The 15,982-nt window shown below is 61.2% G+C and carries 13 protein-coding genes and 1 pseudogene; 7 read left to right on the plus strand and 7 right to left on the minus strand.

What is annotated here, in order from left to right; translation table 11 throughout:
* The first annotated feature begins 7 nt into the window (after positions 1-7).
* On the plus strand, positions 8-1,111 hold the full coding sequence (locus DK366_RS13375; protein WP_109126056.1) for an alkene reductase: 1,104 nt from the start codon (positions 8-10) through the stop codon (positions 1,109-1,111).
* A 57-nt stretch (positions 1,112-1,168) separates the two neighbouring features.
* Here the strand turns inward: DK366_RS13375 and DK366_RS13380 are convergent, their stop codons facing one another.
* Both DK366_RS13380 and DK366_RS13385 read right to left on the minus strand, forming a co-directional pair.
* Positions 1,169-1,702, minus strand: a complete 534-nt coding sequence (locus tag DK366_RS13380; RefSeq protein ID WP_109126057.1) for a DNA starvation/stationary phase protection protein — start codon at positions 1,700-1,702, stop codon at positions 1,169-1,171.
* A gap of 57 nt (positions 1,703-1,759) precedes the next feature.
* Positions 1,760-3,205: pseudogene (locus tag DK366_RS13385) on the minus strand (aldehyde dehydrogenase family protein).
* Positions 3,206-3,554: 349 nt separating this feature from the next.
* Here DK366_RS13385 and DK366_RS13390 point away from each other — a divergent pair.
* The 3 genes from DK366_RS13390 (at position 3,555) to DK366_RS13400 (ending at position 6,430) form a co-directional block, all read left to right on the plus strand.
* Positions 3,555-3,851: a putative quinol monooxygenase gene (locus DK366_RS13390; protein WP_232821041.1), complete on the plus strand. Its 297-nt coding sequence runs from the start codon at positions 3,555-3,557 to the stop codon at positions 3,849-3,851.
* Between the two features lie 102 nt (positions 3,852-3,953).
* The gene (locus tag DK366_RS13395; protein ID WP_109126059.1) at positions 3,954-5,183 is read left to right on the plus strand and encodes an MFS transporter; all 1,230 of its coding nucleotides are present in this window, start codon (positions 3,954-3,956) and stop codon (positions 5,181-5,183) included.
* A gap of 131 nt (positions 5,184-5,314) precedes the next feature.
* Entirely contained in the window at positions 5,315-6,430 is a 1,116-nt protein-coding gene (locus DK366_RS13400; protein ID WP_109126060.1) for an NADH:flavin oxidoreductase/NADH oxidase, read from the plus strand.
* A 42-nt stretch (positions 6,431-6,472) separates the two neighbouring features.
* On the opposite strand, the gene DK366_RS13405 is transcribed toward DK366_RS13400, so the two are convergent.
* From DK366_RS13405 to DK366_RS13425, 5 genes are all read right to left on the minus strand, one after another.
* A complete protein-coding gene (locus DK366_RS13405) occupies positions 6,473-7,624 on the minus strand; it encodes an FUSC family protein (protein WP_109126095.1) in 1,152 nt (383 codons plus the stop codon).
* A gap of 112 nt (positions 7,625-7,736) precedes the next feature.
* On the minus strand, positions 7,737-8,702 hold the full coding sequence (locus DK366_RS13410; RefSeq protein ID WP_109126061.1) for an HlyD family secretion protein: 966 nt from the start codon (positions 8,700-8,702) through the stop codon (positions 7,737-7,739).
* Positions 8,703-8,715: 13 nt separating this feature from the next.
* Positions 8,716-8,919, minus strand: coding sequence for a DUF1656 domain-containing protein (locus DK366_RS13415; protein WP_109126062.1), 204 nt, complete (start codon positions 8,917-8,919; stop codon positions 8,716-8,718).
* 9 nt (positions 8,920-8,928) lie between these two features.
* Entirely contained in the window at positions 8,929-10,383 is a 1,455-nt protein-coding gene (locus tag DK366_RS13420; protein ID WP_109126063.1) for an efflux transporter outer membrane subunit, read from the minus strand.
* A 1-nt stretch (position 10,384) separates the two neighbouring features.
* A complete protein-coding gene (locus DK366_RS13425; RefSeq protein ID WP_109126064.1) occupies positions 10,385-12,538 on the minus strand; it encodes an FUSC family protein in 2,154 nt (717 codons plus the stop codon).
* Between the two features lie 519 nt (positions 12,539-13,057).
* On the opposite strand from DK366_RS13425, the gene DK366_RS13430 reads away from it, so the two are divergent.
* Genes DK366_RS13430 through DK366_RS21555 form a run of 3 tightly spaced genes read left to right on the plus strand, consistent with a single transcriptional unit; the run spans position 13,058 to position 15,973 of the window.
* On the plus strand, positions 13,058-14,461 hold the full coding sequence (locus DK366_RS13430) for an NAD-dependent succinate-semialdehyde dehydrogenase (RefSeq protein WP_109126065.1): 1,404 nt from the start codon (positions 13,058-13,060) through the stop codon (positions 14,459-14,461).
* Between the two features lie 50 nt (positions 14,462-14,511).
* Positions 14,512-15,861 (plus strand): class II fumarate hydratase, encoded by a 1,350-nt coding sequence (locus DK366_RS13435; protein ID WP_232821038.1) that lies wholly within the window; start codon positions 14,512-14,514, stop codon positions 15,859-15,861.
* Positions 15,788-15,973, plus strand: coding sequence for a hypothetical protein (locus DK366_RS21555; RefSeq protein WP_232821039.1), 186 nt, complete (start codon positions 15,788-15,790; stop codon positions 15,971-15,973). Before DK366_RS13435 ends, DK366_RS21555 begins: the two co-directional genes overlap by 74 nt.
* Positions 15,974-15,982 lie beyond the last annotated feature (9 nt).

Consider the following 15,982-nt stretch of genomic DNA (forward strand, 5'->3'; position numbering starts at 1 on the left):
TGACAACATGGCAAAACCCACACTGTTTTCGCCAGGAAAGCTCGGTGCGATGGACGTATCCAATCGCGTGGCCATGGCACCACTGACCCGGTCGCGCGCCGGCATGGATGGCGTGCAAACGCCGCTTGCCGTGGAGTACTACCGCCAACGTGCTTCGGCGGGCCTCATCATTACCGAGGCAACCAATATTTCCCGGCAGGCTCGTGGCTATGCCTACACGCCTGGCATCTACACGGATGCCCACGTCCAGGCATGGCTGCCAGTGACGAAGGCGGTACACGATGCAGGTGGTCGCATCGTGGTGCAGTTGTGGCATGTCGGCAGAATGTCGCACACCAGCCTGCAGGAGGCGGGCGCGGCGCCGGTAGCGCCATCGGCCATCCAGGCGGATGACGAAGTGTTCACGGAGGCCGGCCAGATGCGGCCATCGATGCCACGTGCACTGCGTGCCGACGAGATTCCGGGAATCATCGATGATTATCGAAATGCCGCCACCAAGGCTTTGCAGGCGGGATTCGATGGGGTCGAGATCCACTCCGCGAATTGCTACCTGCTTGAACAATTCATCCGCGACAGCACCAACAAGCGAACGGACGCTTACGGCGGGTCAATCGAAAATCGCACGCGGTTGACGCTGGAGGTGGCAAAGGCCATCTGTGGCATCTGGAGCAGCGACAGGGTGGGCATCAGGCTCTCCCCCATAACCCATGCGGTGGGACACACGCCGTTGGACAGTACGCCACAGGAAACCTATGGCTTTCTGGCAAGGAAGCTCGGCGAACTGAAGCTGGCGTATCTTCACTGCATCGAGGGTCAGACGCGCGGTGCAAACGATTCAAGGGATTTTGATTTCAAGGCCCTGCACGCTGCATTTGGTGGCTGGTACATCGCCAACAACAGTTACACGAGAGACCTGGCGATCAGCGCTGTTGATAGTGGACATGCGGACATGGTGGCCTTCGGCCGCCCGTTCATCGGCAACCCGGATCTGGTGAGCCGCCTGGAGAACAACTATCCGCTTGTTGTCGCAGACCTGGCGACCTACTACGGCGGCGCGGCGGCAGGGTATACGGATTTCCCGGTGTACTCACCCCAAAGCAGGAAGGGGTAAAGCAAATGGTGGACCGGACGCCAGCTCGCCGGTCCACCATGAAAGGCTTCGCCCTGGTCAGGAACGCCGCCCAGTCTCGAATAGAAACCAGACGCGACGTTCCGCTTCGTCAATCCAGTTTTCCAGCAGGCTGGCCGTGGCCACGTCACCGCATTCGTCGCATAGCCCGTGCGTTTCGCGCATGAATCCAGCCAGTCGCTGATTGTCTTCGCGAAGCTCGGCCAGCATGTCATCGGGGGTTACAAAGTCCGCGTCGTTGTCCGACAGGCGGGCGAGCCGCTTTGCGTGACCCAATGAACGCAGTGTTGTGCCGCCCAGCTTTCGTACACGTTCGGCGATGGGGTCCATGGCGGCGTAGATTTCGTCGGATTGCTCGTCCAGGAGCAGGTGGTAATCGCGAAAGTACGGACCCGACATGTGCCAGTGGAAATTTTTCGTTTTCAGGTACAGGGAAAGGACATCCGACAGCAGGGCATTGAGCTCGCCGGCGATGTCACGGACGGCCTTTTCGTTGAGTGCCGATGGGGTGTGCAGGGCCGCCGTCTGGCGAGTGGCGGCGGAAGCGGTCTTGGCGATGCGTGGTTTGGCCATCGGTTGTCTCCCGGATGACTTGGCGTCAGCTTGCGAAGGTGTGTTGTGCGTGGTGCGTCACGTCCTGAAGACCACCATTTTTTCAGCTGTCATCTCATGCATGGTGAAAGGAATGCCGCCAACGCCATGACCGGAAACGTGACGGCCGGCGAAGGGCATCCAATCCACACGGAACGCAGTGTGGTCGTTCACCATCACCGTCGATGCATCCAATCGCTCCGCGGCTTCCATGGCCGATGCCAGCTCGCTGGTGAAGATGCTCGATTGAAAGGCGACGGGAAGCGAGTTGGCCTCGCGAATGGCTTCGTCCAGCGTCCGAAACGAATACACGCACGTCAGCGGCCCGAAGACCTCAAGCGTGGATACCTTGGCATCTTTCGCAGGGTGCACCAGGATAGACGGGCGCAGCGTGGTCTCGCTGACACGTCCACCTCCAATGAGCCGGGTACCCTGGGCGACGGCTTCGTCGATCCAGCCTTGCACGCGAGTGGATTCCGCCGGCGTAATAAGCGGACCCACTTCGGTGGCGGGCAATGTGGGATCTCCCACATTCAACGCGGTGACGCGCCTGGCAAATCGCTCGATAAATTCTTCCTCGATGTCCTCGTGGACATAGATCCGCTGCACGGAAACACAAACCTGGCCGGCATGGTAGTAGCCACCCTTGGCCAGCGGCTCGATGATCTTGTCCAGGTCGGCGCTCCTGTCGACGATCGCGGGCGCGACGCCGCCATGTTCCAGTGCGCAGCGCGCGCCGGGCGCAAGCTTGGATCGCAGATGCCAGCCCACCGCTGCCGAGCCAATGAAACTCAGAAAGGCGACGCGTGGATCGGAAGCAAACGCCTCCGACAATCCGCGCTCTTCAGGAAGAAAGGTTTGCACCCAGCCCTCCGGGACCCCGGCTTCCAGTGCCAGCTTGACCAGTTCGAATCAGTTGAGTGGCGTGGAACTGGCCGGCTTCACGATGACCGGGCAGCCCGTGGCAATGGCCGGGGCTATCTGGTGCACGATCAGGTTGAGCGGATGGTTGAATGCCGAAATCGCTGCGACCACGCCGATAGGTTCTTCCAGGGTCCAGGCCCGGCGATTGACGCTGGCCTTGGTTATTCCCATGGGAATTTCGCGGCCGGCGCGAGTTCGCAGGATTTCCGTCGCGCTGCGGAGTCCGTCGACGGCGCGATCGGTTTCGATAAGCGCATCCGTGTACGGCTTACCGCCTTCGCGTGCTATCTGCTGGCCAAAATGTTCGCGGCGACCCTCAACAAGCGTCGCAAGCTTGCGCAGGATATCGATGCGCTCGTACGGCTTCAGCCACGCTCGCCTGTCCTTGAACAGGCGGTGCGCAGTGGCAAGCTTTCGTTCAAGGCTTTGCGCGTCATCACCGGGCAGCTCCGAAATCAACTGGCGGTCAAATGCCTGTACGACCTTGATCATGGTGTTCTCCGGGCATGGTGTCGTCGAGCGAGACGCGCCGCGGTACGGGCGCAGGTCGTGGCTTTTCATGAAGCATGGCGATGCGCCAGTGCTCAGCGCGTGAGGCGCCGTTGAAAGCCATGTTGTACCCCGATCATGCCCGCACCAGACGTTAAGCCTCGTGAGTTTCAGTAAAGAGCAGCTGCAGCGTTGCCGGCTGTTGTGCCGATATATCCGTTGATGTTCACGGCATTTCACAATATTTAACCGGCGGGAAGCACTGTCTCCCGTCTACTCTTTGGCCACGTGGATCGCGCGCGGCGGAGGGCCATTCCGCTCGGTCTGCCCGCAGCGAATTGGCTTGGCTGGTGCGACGCAGAGTCAGGGTTGGCAAGACTTTCCAGCACCTGCGCCCAACGGAGGCAGTGCCGTGACCAGCATGATCAAAGTTGTTGCCGTATTGGCCGCCCGGCCCGGGCGGACAACCGAACTCAAGGCGTTACTGGACCAAATGCTTGCATCTTCACGGGCCGAGTCAGGCAACCTCCGTTACGACCTGTGGCAGGACATCGAAGATCCGGGCCGCTTTCTATTGGACGAGCTCTATCTCGACGACGATGCATTGCTTGCGCACCGATCGAGCCCTCATTTCCAGGACTACCTGTCTCGGATCAACGATCTGGCCGACCGCACGGCAGCCGCCGTCCGCGCGCTCAATGTGGATTGGGATGGTTGATCGGTCGCTTGCCATGTTCTCCTCGTCTTTGGCGAGACAACCGGAGTGCGTTCACCCATGCGGTGCGGCGTACTTGCAGTGCCTTCATGGCGGAGCGTCCCCATGCATGAAAAGGCGTTCGACGGGCAGTGCTCCACTATTCATCGGCACTGCAGTGAAGGAGATATCCGGCGCAAGCGGTCGCTGGCGTTGTTTGCACTGGCGCTGGGAAGCTTCTGCATCGGCACCTCCGAGTTCGCGAGCATGGGAATACTGCAGCTGTTCGCGGCCGACATGCGGATAACTATTCCCCGCGCAACTGACGCCATCACGGCCTATGCGCTTGGTGTGGTGATCGGTGCGCCATTGGTTACGCTCGCCGCAGCCAGCTTGAACCGACGCACACTTCTGCTTGGCTTGATGGCACTGTTTGCGGCGGGCAATCTGTTTTCAGGGATGGCTGCCAACCTTGGCATGCTCACGGTGGCCCGATTCATCAGCGGCATGCCCCAGGGTGCCTACTTTGGCGCGGGCGCGGTCGTGGCATCCTGCCTGGTGGGCCCGGGCAGTGGCGGCAGGGCTTTTGCCCTGGTGATGACCGGGTTGACCATCGCCACCATCGTCGGATCGCCGCTCGCCACGTTTCTTGGTCAAACCCTGGGGTGGCGATCCACCTACGCCACCGTCGCCGGGCTTGCGATTCTGGCACTGCTCGCGTTGTGGTCGTGGGTGCCCCGTTCGGCGGCATTTGATGGCGGCCCTATCACCCAGGAATTGGGCTCTCTACGAAACATCAACGTGTGGGGGACGATGCTTGTGGCCGCACTGGGTGTTGCCAGTATTTTCGCGGTGTACACCTTCATTGGCCCTTTCGTAACGGATGAGGCGCTGCTCAACCCGCGCTGGATTCCCTTCGCTCTGGCCTTGTTTGGGATCGGTATGACGGTGGGTAACTTGATAGGTGGGCGGCTCGCTGATGGTCATCCTTCACGGGGGCTTGTTCTCGGCTTTGGGAGCGCCCTGGTGGTGTTGGCCGTGCTTGCCGTATGCGGATCATCGGCTGCCGTGTTGATGCCTGCACTGTTTGGCGTGGGGCTCACCATGATGATGGCGATTCCGACCATACAGGTGCGACTGACGCAGTACGCTCCCACGGCGCCGACGCTCATGGGCGCCATGAACCTGGCGTCGCTCAATGTAGCCAACGCCATTGGCGCATGGTCTGGCGCACACGCGATAGCCAGCGGGTACGGACTTCTATCGGCCGCGTGGGCAGGATTTGCATTGACCATGCTCGGCTTGCTGGTTTTCCTTTTCAGCCTGCGACGGTCATCTCGCCTGGCCGTCGCGTAAGGCATGACCGGTGTTCATCGCCCAAGGTGTCGGCGAGTATCAACAAATGAGACAGCATCAAGGCGCGTATCAGGCATCCGCTTGCTGATGCATGAAGTCACGAAGGCCTCATCGACAGAGGGGTTTGTGCCGTGTCAAAGCCAGTTCTTTTCCAGCCACTGCAGATTGGCAAGCTTCATCTGCCCAACCGCATCGTGATTGCCCCGATGTGCCAGTACTCGGCCGAAAACGGGTGCATGAACTCGTGGCATCTCATGCACCTGGGGCAGTTGGCCATGTCCGGCGCGGCGATTCTTTTCATTGAGGCCAGCGCCGTGCTACCAGAGGGCCGGATTACCTATGCCGACGTCGGCCTCTGGAATGACGAGACGGAAGCGGCCATGCGCAAGACGCTGGAAGGCATCCGCCAATGGTCGGGCATGCATATGGGAATCCAGCTTTGTCACGCGGGACGCAAAGCGTCATCGGAAGTGCCGTGGAAGGGTGGCGGCCAATTCCCGCCATGGGAGCCACTGGGCTGGCAGACGTTTGCACCATCCGCCGTGGCATACAACGAACACCATCCCACGCCCGTGGCGCTGAGTCATCACGACATGCACAACGTGCGCGAGGCGTTCGTGCAGGCAGCGTTGCGGGCAGCGCGCCTGGGTATTGATGTGGTGCAACTGCATGCTGCGCACGGGTACCTGTTGCACCAGTTCCTGTCGCCGCTCACCAACCGCCGCGATGACGGATATGGCGGATCGCTGGAAGGGCGCATGCGGTTTCCGCTTGAGGTGTTCGATGCCGTTCGCGCGGCCTTTCCCAAGGACCGTCCCGTGTCGGTGCGCGTGTCCGCCACCGACTGGGTGGAGGGAGGCTGGAATCTTGAGGAAACGCTGGTTTTTGCCAAGGAACTGGAGCGGCGTGGTTGCGATGCCATCCACGTTTCCAGCGGCGGGTTGCACCATGCGCAGGCGATTCCGGTCGGGCCGAGCTATCAGGTTCCCCTGGCCCGCGCCGTGAGGAACGTTGTTGACATTCCCGTGGTCGCCGTCGGCTTGATCACCGGCTACGAACAGGCGGAAGCGATTGTCGCCACGGGAGATGCCCACTTGATCGCATTGGCGCGCACCATCCTCTATGACCCTCGCTGGCCATGGCACGCCGCCGCGCACCTGGGAGGGCAGGTGAGGGCGCCCAACCAGTATCTGCGGTGCCAGCCGCGCCAGCACCGGCATCTGTTTGAAGAGAATTCCACGCAGTGAGGTCGTCGCGCCTGCGTCCGCGAATGCATCATCAGGTGATGGTCAGTCGTCCAGGCGCGTGGCGACTCTTCGTTGCAACCAGCGCTTGAAGAGTCTGAACCCTGGTCGTATCACCAGCAGCAATGCAAAGCCCATGAGAATGCCGGAAAGTCGTTCCATGCCGGGCTTGATGCTCGCTTGCGCGTAGTTGTCGGGTACCAGAACCACCAGAAAAGCCAAGGCAAATTGAACACCGATGTAGCTGTAGCGGGCAGGGCCGTTTTCTATGTGCCGCCCTATGGCCACGCCCACGCACACGCCTGCGGTCATCATCAGCGGGTTGGAGTGACACGTGAGCAGAATGGCCATGGCCAGGAGCGCGCCCGCACTGCAGCCGATAAAGCGATGAACCATGCGCCGGGACACAAGCGTGGTTTTTGCGTCCTCCAGGCTGGCCAGCGGAACCAGCATGACGGCCATGACGGTGATGCCTGCCTGGATAAGGGCAGGGGCGGAAACCCAGGTCGAGAACAACGGTATGCACGCTGCAGCCAGCCCGGCTTGCAGCGCATGCCATGCAGCCCTTGGGTGCCACTGGCGATACGACGTGACTGGCGAAGGACGTTGGCCCGGCACCCAGCGCCGCAACGTCTTGGACGATAGGTAGCTGACGAACAGGCCTGCTGTCGTGCCCAGCACAATTTCCGTGACGCGCGTTTTCGCAAACATCGCCGGCGCCGCTGCGTGCGGCACGCCGCTTTCCACCACCACCATCACAAAGGTCAGGCCACTGAAGAGCCATGCATAGGTTCGTCGGCTTACAAGCGCCATGTACATGGTGAAGGTGACCGCCAGCAGCAGGGATAGGCTGGCGATGGCCAGGTGCCCCGCGACACCGGTAGCTACAGCCCAGCCCGCCAGGGCGCCGAGCAGCGTGCCTATGACGCGAAGCACTGCTCGCTGCGTGCTGGCCGCAAGATGGGAGCGGATCACCATGAAGCCGCTGAAGGCAGCCCATCCAATATTCTGCGTGCCCACCAGTTGCGCCAGCGCAATGGCCAGCAACACCGACGCCATGGCCTCCACCTGATCGACCATGCGGGGCCCGGGCTGCGCCAGCGTTCGAAGATCGCGCAGCAAATCGGACCCCAGTTGCGCCAGTCCGGATAACTGCTCGTGGAAATTGGCGGTGATGTTGTCTCGAAGCGAACGCATGTCCGGCATGGCAATAGATTGATCACGTGATGCCTGGAATCATCGCCGGGATCACGTCAACGTCGTGAGGATGGATGCGCGGCCCAAGGACGCGGATTGCCTTCGGGCGACGCTAGGGTGCGCGCCCTGGTTTCTTCGGCTGGACAAAGACCGTGCACGTCATGCCGGCGGCAATATGGGCGCCCGACGGAATCTCGTCGATGGCGATGCGAACAGGCACGCGCTGCGCCAGTCGAATCCAGGTAAATACGGGATTGACGTCAGCGAGCACGTAGTCGCCCGATGGGTTGTCGCGATCGGTAATGCCGGTGGCAATGCTCTCCACATGCCCCTTCATGGCGACACGGCCCGACAACAGTTCGATCTTGACGGCTTCGCCCACACTTACCTGGGGCAGCTTGGTTTCCTCGAAGTAGCCGTACACCCAGAAGGAGTGCGACTCCACGAGCACGAGGCGCGGAGAGCCCGCGATGGCGTAGTCACCCGAATACAGGTTCAGGTTGACGATGGAGCCGTCGGCCGGTGCGCGTACCACGCTGCGGTCCAGATCGATCTGGGCAGCCTGCCTGGCTGCTGTCGCCGCCTCGAGCTCGGCCTCACTGGCCTTCAGTTCTGCCTGCGCAGCGACATAAGCGGCGTCCGCCTGCTCTGCCTGCGCGCCATAGTCGGTCTTCGCCTCGTTGGACACCACTTCTTCGCCAAGCCCCGTGCGCCGCGCTGCTTGCGCGCGACGCATGGTTCGTTCGGAAGCGCGCTGTGCGATTTGTGCGTTGGAGACGGCTATCTGTGCCTGCGCTCGCGCGATGTCGGCATCCGCGCGTTTCAGGGTGGCGTGGAAGCGCTCCGGGTCAATCACGAACAGGACATCGCCTCGCCGAACCTGCTCGTTATCGTGAACGCGCACTTCGGAGACAATACCCGATACATCGGGCGCGATATGGACAACCTCTGCCCGTATTCGTCCGTCGCGCGTCCAGGGCGAGTACATATAGCCACGCCACAGACCGAAGGCAAGACTGCAGGCCACGACCAGCAAAAGGGTCGTTACCAGGAAGCGCATGATGGAAGTGGTATTCATGCGCGTCGACTCGTCACCAGGTGCGCGTCAGCCAGCCGGCACCGCAAAACAGTGCCACGAAAAGGCAGGCCCGGAAGAGTGCGGGATGCCATACATGTCGGTACGCGCCTGCGCGAGCCAGGGCCAGATCCAGAAACACGAAAATGGGAACGCACCCCAGAAGCACGAAAAGCAGCCCTGGTATGAAGAAGGTAAAGAGGTTGACGTCGTCGTACATGCATGCCCCTCAGGCCGCCGGCGCCGGCGTCATGTCCGGTGATGGCACGTAGCCACCACCGAGTGCGCGCATCAACAGAACCCATGCATCAAGCTCCTGCGCTTCGGTAATGATCAGCACCTGCTCTTGTCGCACCTGGGTATCCTGGGCAACGAGCACATCGAGGAATTCCGTGATGCCGCTGCGATAGCCCTGCGTGGCCAGCGTATAGGCGTGTTCCGCCGAATCCGTGGCCAACTTTGCCTGGTGGCTTTGCGTGTCGAGTGACTTGAGCGCCGTGACCTCATCGGCAACCTCTCGCAGCGCATCGAGCAGGGATTGGTTGTAAGCGTCGACGGCACCATCGTAGGACGCCACCGCAACACCGTACTGGCCCTGCAGTCGGCCGCCATCGAACAAGGGCAGCGAAATGGCGGCTCCGACTTTGTGGCCGCCACCATTCTTGTCCAGGAAGTTGAAGAACCCGCCGAACGTTGTGAGCGAACCCAGGCTAGCCAGTGCGACGAGATCGACATTCGGATAGAACGCAGCGTGCGCCGCCTTGATCCCCTGGCTTGCCGCCTCCACGCGCCATCGTTGCGCGACGATATCCGGCCGGTGGCCGAGCAGGTCCGCAGGAAGCGCCTCCGGAAGAATCGCGACGCGGCTCAACAGGAAAGTGGGGCGGGCGAGCGCATCGCCCGCCCCAGGACCAAGCCCGGACAACGCACCCAATTCGTCCTTGATCAGCGCAATGTCATGCCTGGCCTGTTCTTCGTTGTTGGCACTGGTGGCCACGACGGTTTCCGCCTGCGTCAGCTCAAGCGGGCTGCTGAGTCCCGCATGCAGTCGCGCGGCGACAATGTTGCGGGAGCGAACCGCCTGCTCATGCAGGCTCTGGTAGGCATCCAGCAGTCGATACCGCGCCCACAACTGCACATACGCGCGCACCACGGCCACTTCAAGGGCGATCTTCACGCCCTGCAATTCGGCTGCATTTTCCTTCACTGCATCAATGGCACCTGCCAGCTCGGCGTGGTTGCGCCCCCACAGGTCCAGGTCGTAACCAAGATCCACGCCCACCTCGTTGTTCCAGACCGTGAATCCACCGGGTGGTGATGGCGTGGTGTAACGGGCAAAGCGCTCGCGGCTTAGATCCGATTGCGCATTGACCTGCGGCTTGAGGGACGCACCAGCGATGCGCGCCTCGTATTGTGCAGATTCGAGGCGAGAGCGTGCCGCCTGTATGTCGGGGCGGTGCGCCACAGCCTGCTCGATCAACTGGTTGAGCTGGGCGTCATTGAGAACCCCCCACCAGTCTGCCTGCGGCCAGCCGGCGTCGTGCGCGAGCGAGGCAATGGATGCCCCGGACTGCAGTCGCGAGGCGTCGCCCATGGTCGCCTTGGAATGAATGTCACCCGGGCTGGCGCAAGCTGCCATCAACACAGACAGTCCGGTCAACGTAAGAGCGGATGCGCGTGGCATGTCAGCCTCCCACCGAGGCTGGGTGAAGCGGCGAAGCCGTGTTCGCAAGTTCGATTTCGATGACCTGCAAATACGCCCTGACGTAACCCAGCCAGGCGTGGCCTGGTGGCATGGCTTCGCCGCTCACGTCAGCAAGGAGGCTGGCTGCCTGACGGGTCGAGGCCGCGGCACGCGCATGTCGTTCCGGGGTAACTGCCTCAAACAGCAGCGCCATGGATTCTCGCCATGGCTCGATCACGGATGACCAGGAAGTCGGCAAACGAGAAGGCTGCGTGAGCGACGCGTCGCGAATCTTGATGACCGCACTGCCCACGTCCAGCACCGCAAACCCCCACTGCCTTGCCAGTTCGGGTACGGCGGGTGCGGCCACTTGAACCATGTAATCCCTGACGCCGCTTTCAAAACGATGCAGCGACTGCGGCTCGATCTCCTTGCGGCACGCATCCGAAGACACCATGCGACGCATCTGCCAGACATAGAACCGTGTCATCCAGGCGCCGTCTGCCGGGATGAGCACGCCAAAGGCAATCACGGCGACGCCGATGCCCGTACAAAATGCGAAGCCCGCGTCCAGCAGCCCCGTTGGGTCGTACGTGGCCGGGTTGGTGATGTTTGCGACGTAACAAAAATAGATGTTGAAGCTGATGCCGGTGGGTCCAAGGCTTGGAAAGCTTCCGAGGTAACTCCCGAACATGATGATGGGCGCCAGTGCCGCAGCGAGCATGGCAAAGCCGTCCAGTTGCGGAAGGATGAAAAATCCAAACACGCTGGCAGCCACGGCACCGCCCACTGCGCCAAGAAAAAGCTGCCGGCTTACCCTGGAAGGATTGGGGAAGGTTGCAAACAGCGCGGCGGTAATGGCGGCACCGGTAACAGCCGTTGATCCGTTATCCCATCCCGAGATGTACCAGGCACTTGAAACCGCAGCCACAACGACAAGCGCTCGCGCTGCTGCTGCCGTGGCGGCCCAGCGATTGGCGGTGCTTGAGAAACGAATCGCGTGACGAACAAGGGTTGGTGAGCGCGCATCACTGGAAGGCGGTTCGCGAAGTGCTGCAAAGAGCCTCAAATACGTGGCGAGGTCCGCCACTGCCTCACTCAGGATGACCCTGAAGGTTTCGCAAAATGCAGGCGCGTGAGTCGGCGCACCGGAAGGTGTGCATGGCATGTCCTCGGCGTGTGGCGATGACATGTTCAGGCAGTCTTCGAGCGCCTTTTCGGTGCGATCAATGTCGCTCGACGAGAGGCTTCCCGGATCGGGAACATTCGGTAGTACGCCAAGGACACGCTGGGCGATTCGGTTGACCGCGTCCTGGTCATCGGCGTCATCGAGCAACTTCACCCGGGAACGAATCTGCTTGATGACATGGAATGTCGTGGTGACATCCAGGAACTCCGAGGTTATCTCGCGCAGCAAAGGCGTGCGCTGGCGAAGTTCAGGGTCTTCGAACACGGCCGCACTGCGAAGGCCTTCGACATCGATGCGTTCGGCATTCAATTTGAAATGGAGACTGTCCATTTCCGCTTCGGGCTCGGAAAACGCCAGCAGGGTGCGAAGCGCGCCGATGAGGTTGCCGCAGTGGCGCTGTCCGGCTGCAAAAAAGGCGGCACCGACGCTCTGCGGAAAAATGAACGCGTTGACGGCACTGGCGCTGGCCACGGCAATCGCCACTTCACTGGCCGTGTAGATGATGCGGTCGATAATGGCGTAGGGATCGGACCATGCCGGCACGGCGACAATCGCCGTGGCATATCCGGCGAGAACAAATGCGTAGGACTGATAGTTTCGAAAGAAAAACGCGCCCCAGACGCACCACGCCGTCCAGCACGAGAGTGCGACATAGAAAGCAAAGAATGACTGGGACAGGTACGCGACCATGGCGAGTGCTACGGCACAACCAGCCAACATGCCAAGCAAGCGATAAATGCCTCGGGCGATGGTCATTCCCACCTGTTGATGCATCATCACAATGACGATGGACACCATGGTAGTGCGCGGAGTGCCAAGCTCCAGGCGCATGGTGATGCCAAGGCCGACAGTCAGCGCCAACGCCGTCTTGCAGGCATGAATGACGCGCACCCGATCGGACCGCCAGAAGACCTTGAGCGCCTGGAGCGTCCCCTTGTCCCACAGAACGTCGGTCTGGGTGCTCATGACGTTGATGTCTCACGGCTCCGGCTATCCGATGGCAGATGGACACTCCCGCGAAGCCAGCGACGACCTGTCCGGCGACGCAGGAATCGCTTGAACCTTTAAAAGCCCGCAGCGCAGCCAACGCAGTGACATCCGCCCGGTTGCGCGAAACCGGCATCTTTGGACGCAGACGATCTCCACCAGGATGACTGATCGGTCATCGCCGTCTCATGGGCTCCTGCAAGGCGACAGGGTAATTGGGAAGGCCTTAAGACACGTCAAGCGTGTCCAAAAGAGCATGGCGTCGATTGCACGCGAAGCCTCTTTTTATCCAAAAAACGCAAAATCCATGACCTCAATGACGCTGCACTTTCTTGCGGAAGGGATGGACTCGGAAGGCGTTTAATCTCTCTTTACTCGCCTTAACTTGTCGTATCCACGCAGTGCCACCAAGGTCTTCCCACGCCACGAAAACAAGTGGTGCGTAGATTTCGGCAGCACGGCGCAGGCGCCTTTGAAAGCCAATGAGGGAAACCAGCCATGCCTGCCCAGCCAAGCACTGCCGCACCCCTGTCTGCCGAGTCCCGCGACCCCGCCACCGGCAAGCTGATCAAGGCGTATCCGTTTACGACCGAGGCCGAGCTGGAGTCACTGCTGGAACGCACTCGCGCCGGGTTCCATCGTTGGCGCTTCAGCACGCTTGAGCAACGGTCCAAGGTGCTTCGCTCCATGGCTGATGCCTTGCGCAAGCACAAGGAAGAGATGGCGCTGCTGGCAACGACGGAAATGGGGCGAACACTGAATGAAGCGCGCGCAGAGATCGACAAGTGCGCCTGGCTTTGCGAATGGAATGCGGATAACGCACCCACTTTCCTCAAGGATGAGCCGACGCAGGTTCCTGATGGCAAGGCCTACGTATCCTTTCTTCCCCTCGGCACTGTTCTGGCAGTCATGCCGTGGAACATGCCGTATTGGCAAGCGATGCGATCGGCCGTTCCGATTCTCAGTGGCGGCAACGGCTATCTGCTGAAGCCAGCCGAGAACGTCGTCGGCTGTGCATTGTTGTTGCAAAAGGTATGGGAGGAGGCGGGGTTGCCGAAAGATACGTTCATCGCCGCCAATCTCAGCCGGCCGCATGTGGCCCAAGCCATTGGTGACAACCGCATTGCGGGAGTAACGGTCACCGGCAGCGTCAATGCTGGTCGCGCCATTTCAACGGCGGCATCCCAGGCGGTGAAGAAGGCGGTGCTGGAACTCGGTGGGTCCGATCCGTACATCGTCCTTGCCGATGCGGATCTCGATCTTGCTGCGGAGACTGCCGTGACTGCGCGGTTCCAGAACGCAGGCCAGGTGTGTATTGCGGCCAAGCGCATCATCGTGGAGTCGTCGGCTTACAGCGAATTCGTCGAGAAATTTCTTTCCGGCGTTCGCAAGCTTGTGGTCGGTGACAGTCGAAAGATGCAGTGCGACCTGGGCCCCATGGCGCGACTGGATTTGCTGGAACAACTGGACGGCCAGGTAAAGGCCAGCGTCAAGGCGGGCGCGGAACTGCTTGAAGGCGGAAAGCGGGTGGGCGTGGAGGGCGCCTTCTACGCTCCCACCGTACTGGGCCGGGTCAAGCCGGGCATGGCTGCCTTTGATACGGAAACGTTTGGCCCGCTCGCCGCGATTATCGAGGCGCGTGATGCCGATCATGCGGTGGAGCTTGCCAATCACAGCGAGTACGGACTCAGCGGCAACGTGTGGTCACGCGACATCGAGCGCGCCAAGGCCCTGGCGCGGCGCCTGGAAACCGGCGGTGTATTCATCAATGGGTTCTCCGCCTCCGATCCTCGCGTCCCCATCGGGGGCGTCAAGAAGAGCGGCTATGGACGCGAGCTTTCACACTTCGGGTTGCGCGAGTTCGTCAACGCGCAGACGGTTTGGGTTGACCGGCGCGGCTGAGCGAGCACGGCAGGCGCGTTTCGCATGTTTTCCGTCGAAAGGACTTGGTCATGGCGTTCATCGATCCAGGCAATCAAGTCGTCAGGGACGTACCCATCGGCGTCAGCGCCATGGGTACGCGAAAGGAGTTCGATAGCCTTGGAACCGTGGATGTGCCGGCAGATCGTTACTGGGGCGCGCAGACCGAACGCTCGCTTCACCATTTCGACATCGGCGGCGATCGCATGCCCAAAGAGGTCTATCACGCCTACGGCTTCGTAAAAAAGGCCTGCGCACTGGTAAATGCGGATGCTGGCCGCCTGCCAGGCTGGAAGTGTGCGGCCATGGTGAAGGCTGCCGACGAAACCATTGCCGGCAAGCTTGACGACCACTACCCCCTGTTCGTGTGGCAGACCGGCTCGGGTACGCAGTCGAACATGAACGTCAATGAGGAGATTTCCAACCGGGCCATCCAGTTGCTTGGCGGGGAACTGGGCTCGCAGCAACCGATTGGACCCAATGACGACGTCAACATGGGGCAGTCGTCAAACGACACATTCCCCACCGCCATGCATATCGCCACAGTCATGGCGCTGGATGAGCATCTGCTGCCTTCCGTCACCAGGCTTTGCGAGACCATCGAGCGCAAGGCCAATGGTTGGATGGATGTGGTGAAGATCGGGCGCACCCACCTGGAAGACGCGGTGCCACTGACAGTCGGACAGGAATGGCAGGGATGGGCGGGGCAATTGCGCGCGTGTCTTGCCGACATGGCCCTGTCCCGAGAGGGACTCTACGAACTGGCCGTGGGCGGCACGGCCGTGGGCACAGGCCTCAACGCGCCGCCGCATTTCTCCAGGGACGTTGCCGCGAAAATTGCAGAACTTACGGGCAAGCCCTTTGTTACCGCGCCCAACAAATTCACCGCACAAGGTTCGCTGGATGCCATGGTGCGTGCGGGTGCAAGCCTTCGCGGCCTGGCGGTGGCACTGATGAAGATCGCCAACGACATGCGTTGGCTCGCCTCAGGCCCGAGGTGTGGCCTGGGCGAATTGATACTGCCAGCCAATGAACCGGGCTCGTCGATCATGCCGGGCAAGGTGAACCCCACCCAGTGCGAGGCGATCGTGATGATTGCGATTCAGGTGCTGGGCAACGACACGGCCGTAGCGCTCGCCGGGAGCCAGGGCAACTTCGAATTGAACGCCATGCGGCCGGTGATCATCAACAACCGTGCTCCATTCCATTCGCATCCTCGCCGATGGCGGCGACCGCTTTCGGCAGTTCTCGGTGGAGGGCACCGATCTCAATCGACGGAAAATCCAAGGCTATGTGGATGGCAGCCTGATGCTGGTGACCGCGCTATCCCCGGTCATTGGTTACCAGAACGCAGCTCACATTGCGGAGCGAGCGCTCGCTGAAGACATGACGCTTAAACAGGCGGCCCTGGCCTCGGGCAAGGTCGATGAGGCGCTCTTCGATCAAACCATCAAACCCTTAAACATGGTGGGCCGCGGACTCGCGGGCGCCTGAGGAGACTCC

This window comes from Dyella sp. C11 (assembly GCF_003121485.1).
GTDB lineage: Bacteria > Pseudomonadota > Gammaproteobacteria > Xanthomonadales > Rhodanobacteraceae > Dyella.

What these genes read in the sequence shown, in the direction of transcription:
- DK366_RS13375 (WP_109126056.1), top strand. Translation starts at nt 8, where the DNA reads ATGGCAAAACCCACACTGTTTTCGCCAGGAAAGCTCGGTGCGATGGAC.
- DK366_RS13380 (WP_109126057.1), bottom strand. Translation starts at nt 1,702, where the DNA reads ATGGCCAAACCACGCATCGCCAAGACCGCTTCCGCCGCCACTCGCCAG.
- DK366_RS13390 (WP_232821041.1), top strand. Translation starts at nt 3,555, where the DNA reads ATGATCAAAGTTGTTGCCGTATTGGCCGCCCGGCCCGGGCGGACAACC.
- DK366_RS13395 (WP_109126059.1), top strand. Translation starts at nt 3,954, where the DNA reads ATGCATGAAAAGGCGTTCGACGGGCAGTGCTCCACTATTCATCGGCAC.
- DK366_RS13405 (WP_109126095.1), bottom strand. Translation starts at nt 7,624, where the DNA reads ATGCGTTCGCTTCGAGACAACATCACCGCCAATTTCCACGAGCAGTTA.
- DK366_RS13410 (WP_109126061.1), bottom strand. Translation starts at nt 8,702, where the DNA reads ATGAATACCACTTCCATCATGCGCTTCCTGGTAACGACCCTTTTGCTG.
- DK366_RS13415 (WP_109126062.1), bottom strand. Translation starts at nt 8,919, where the DNA reads ATGTACGACGACGTCAACCTCTTTACCTTCTTCATACCAGGGCTGCTT.
- DK366_RS13420 (WP_109126063.1), bottom strand. Translation starts at nt 10,383, where the DNA reads ATGCCACGCGCATCCGCTCTTACGTTGACCGGACTGTCTGTGTTGATG.
- DK366_RS13425 (WP_109126064.1), bottom strand. Translation starts at nt 12,538, where the DNA reads ATGAGCACCCAGACCGACGTTCTGTGGGACAAGGGGACGCTCCAGGCG.
- DK366_RS13430 (WP_109126065.1), top strand. Translation starts at nt 13,058, where the DNA reads ATGCCTGCCCAGCCAAGCACTGCCGCACCCCTGTCTGCCGAGTCCCGC.
- DK366_RS13435 (WP_232821038.1), top strand. Translation starts at nt 14,512, where the DNA reads ATGGCGTTCATCGATCCAGGCAATCAAGTCGTCAGGGACGTACCCATC.
- DK366_RS21555 (WP_232821039.1), top strand. Translation starts at nt 15,788, where the DNA reads ATGCTGGTGACCGCGCTATCCCCGGTCATTGGTTACCAGAACGCAGCT.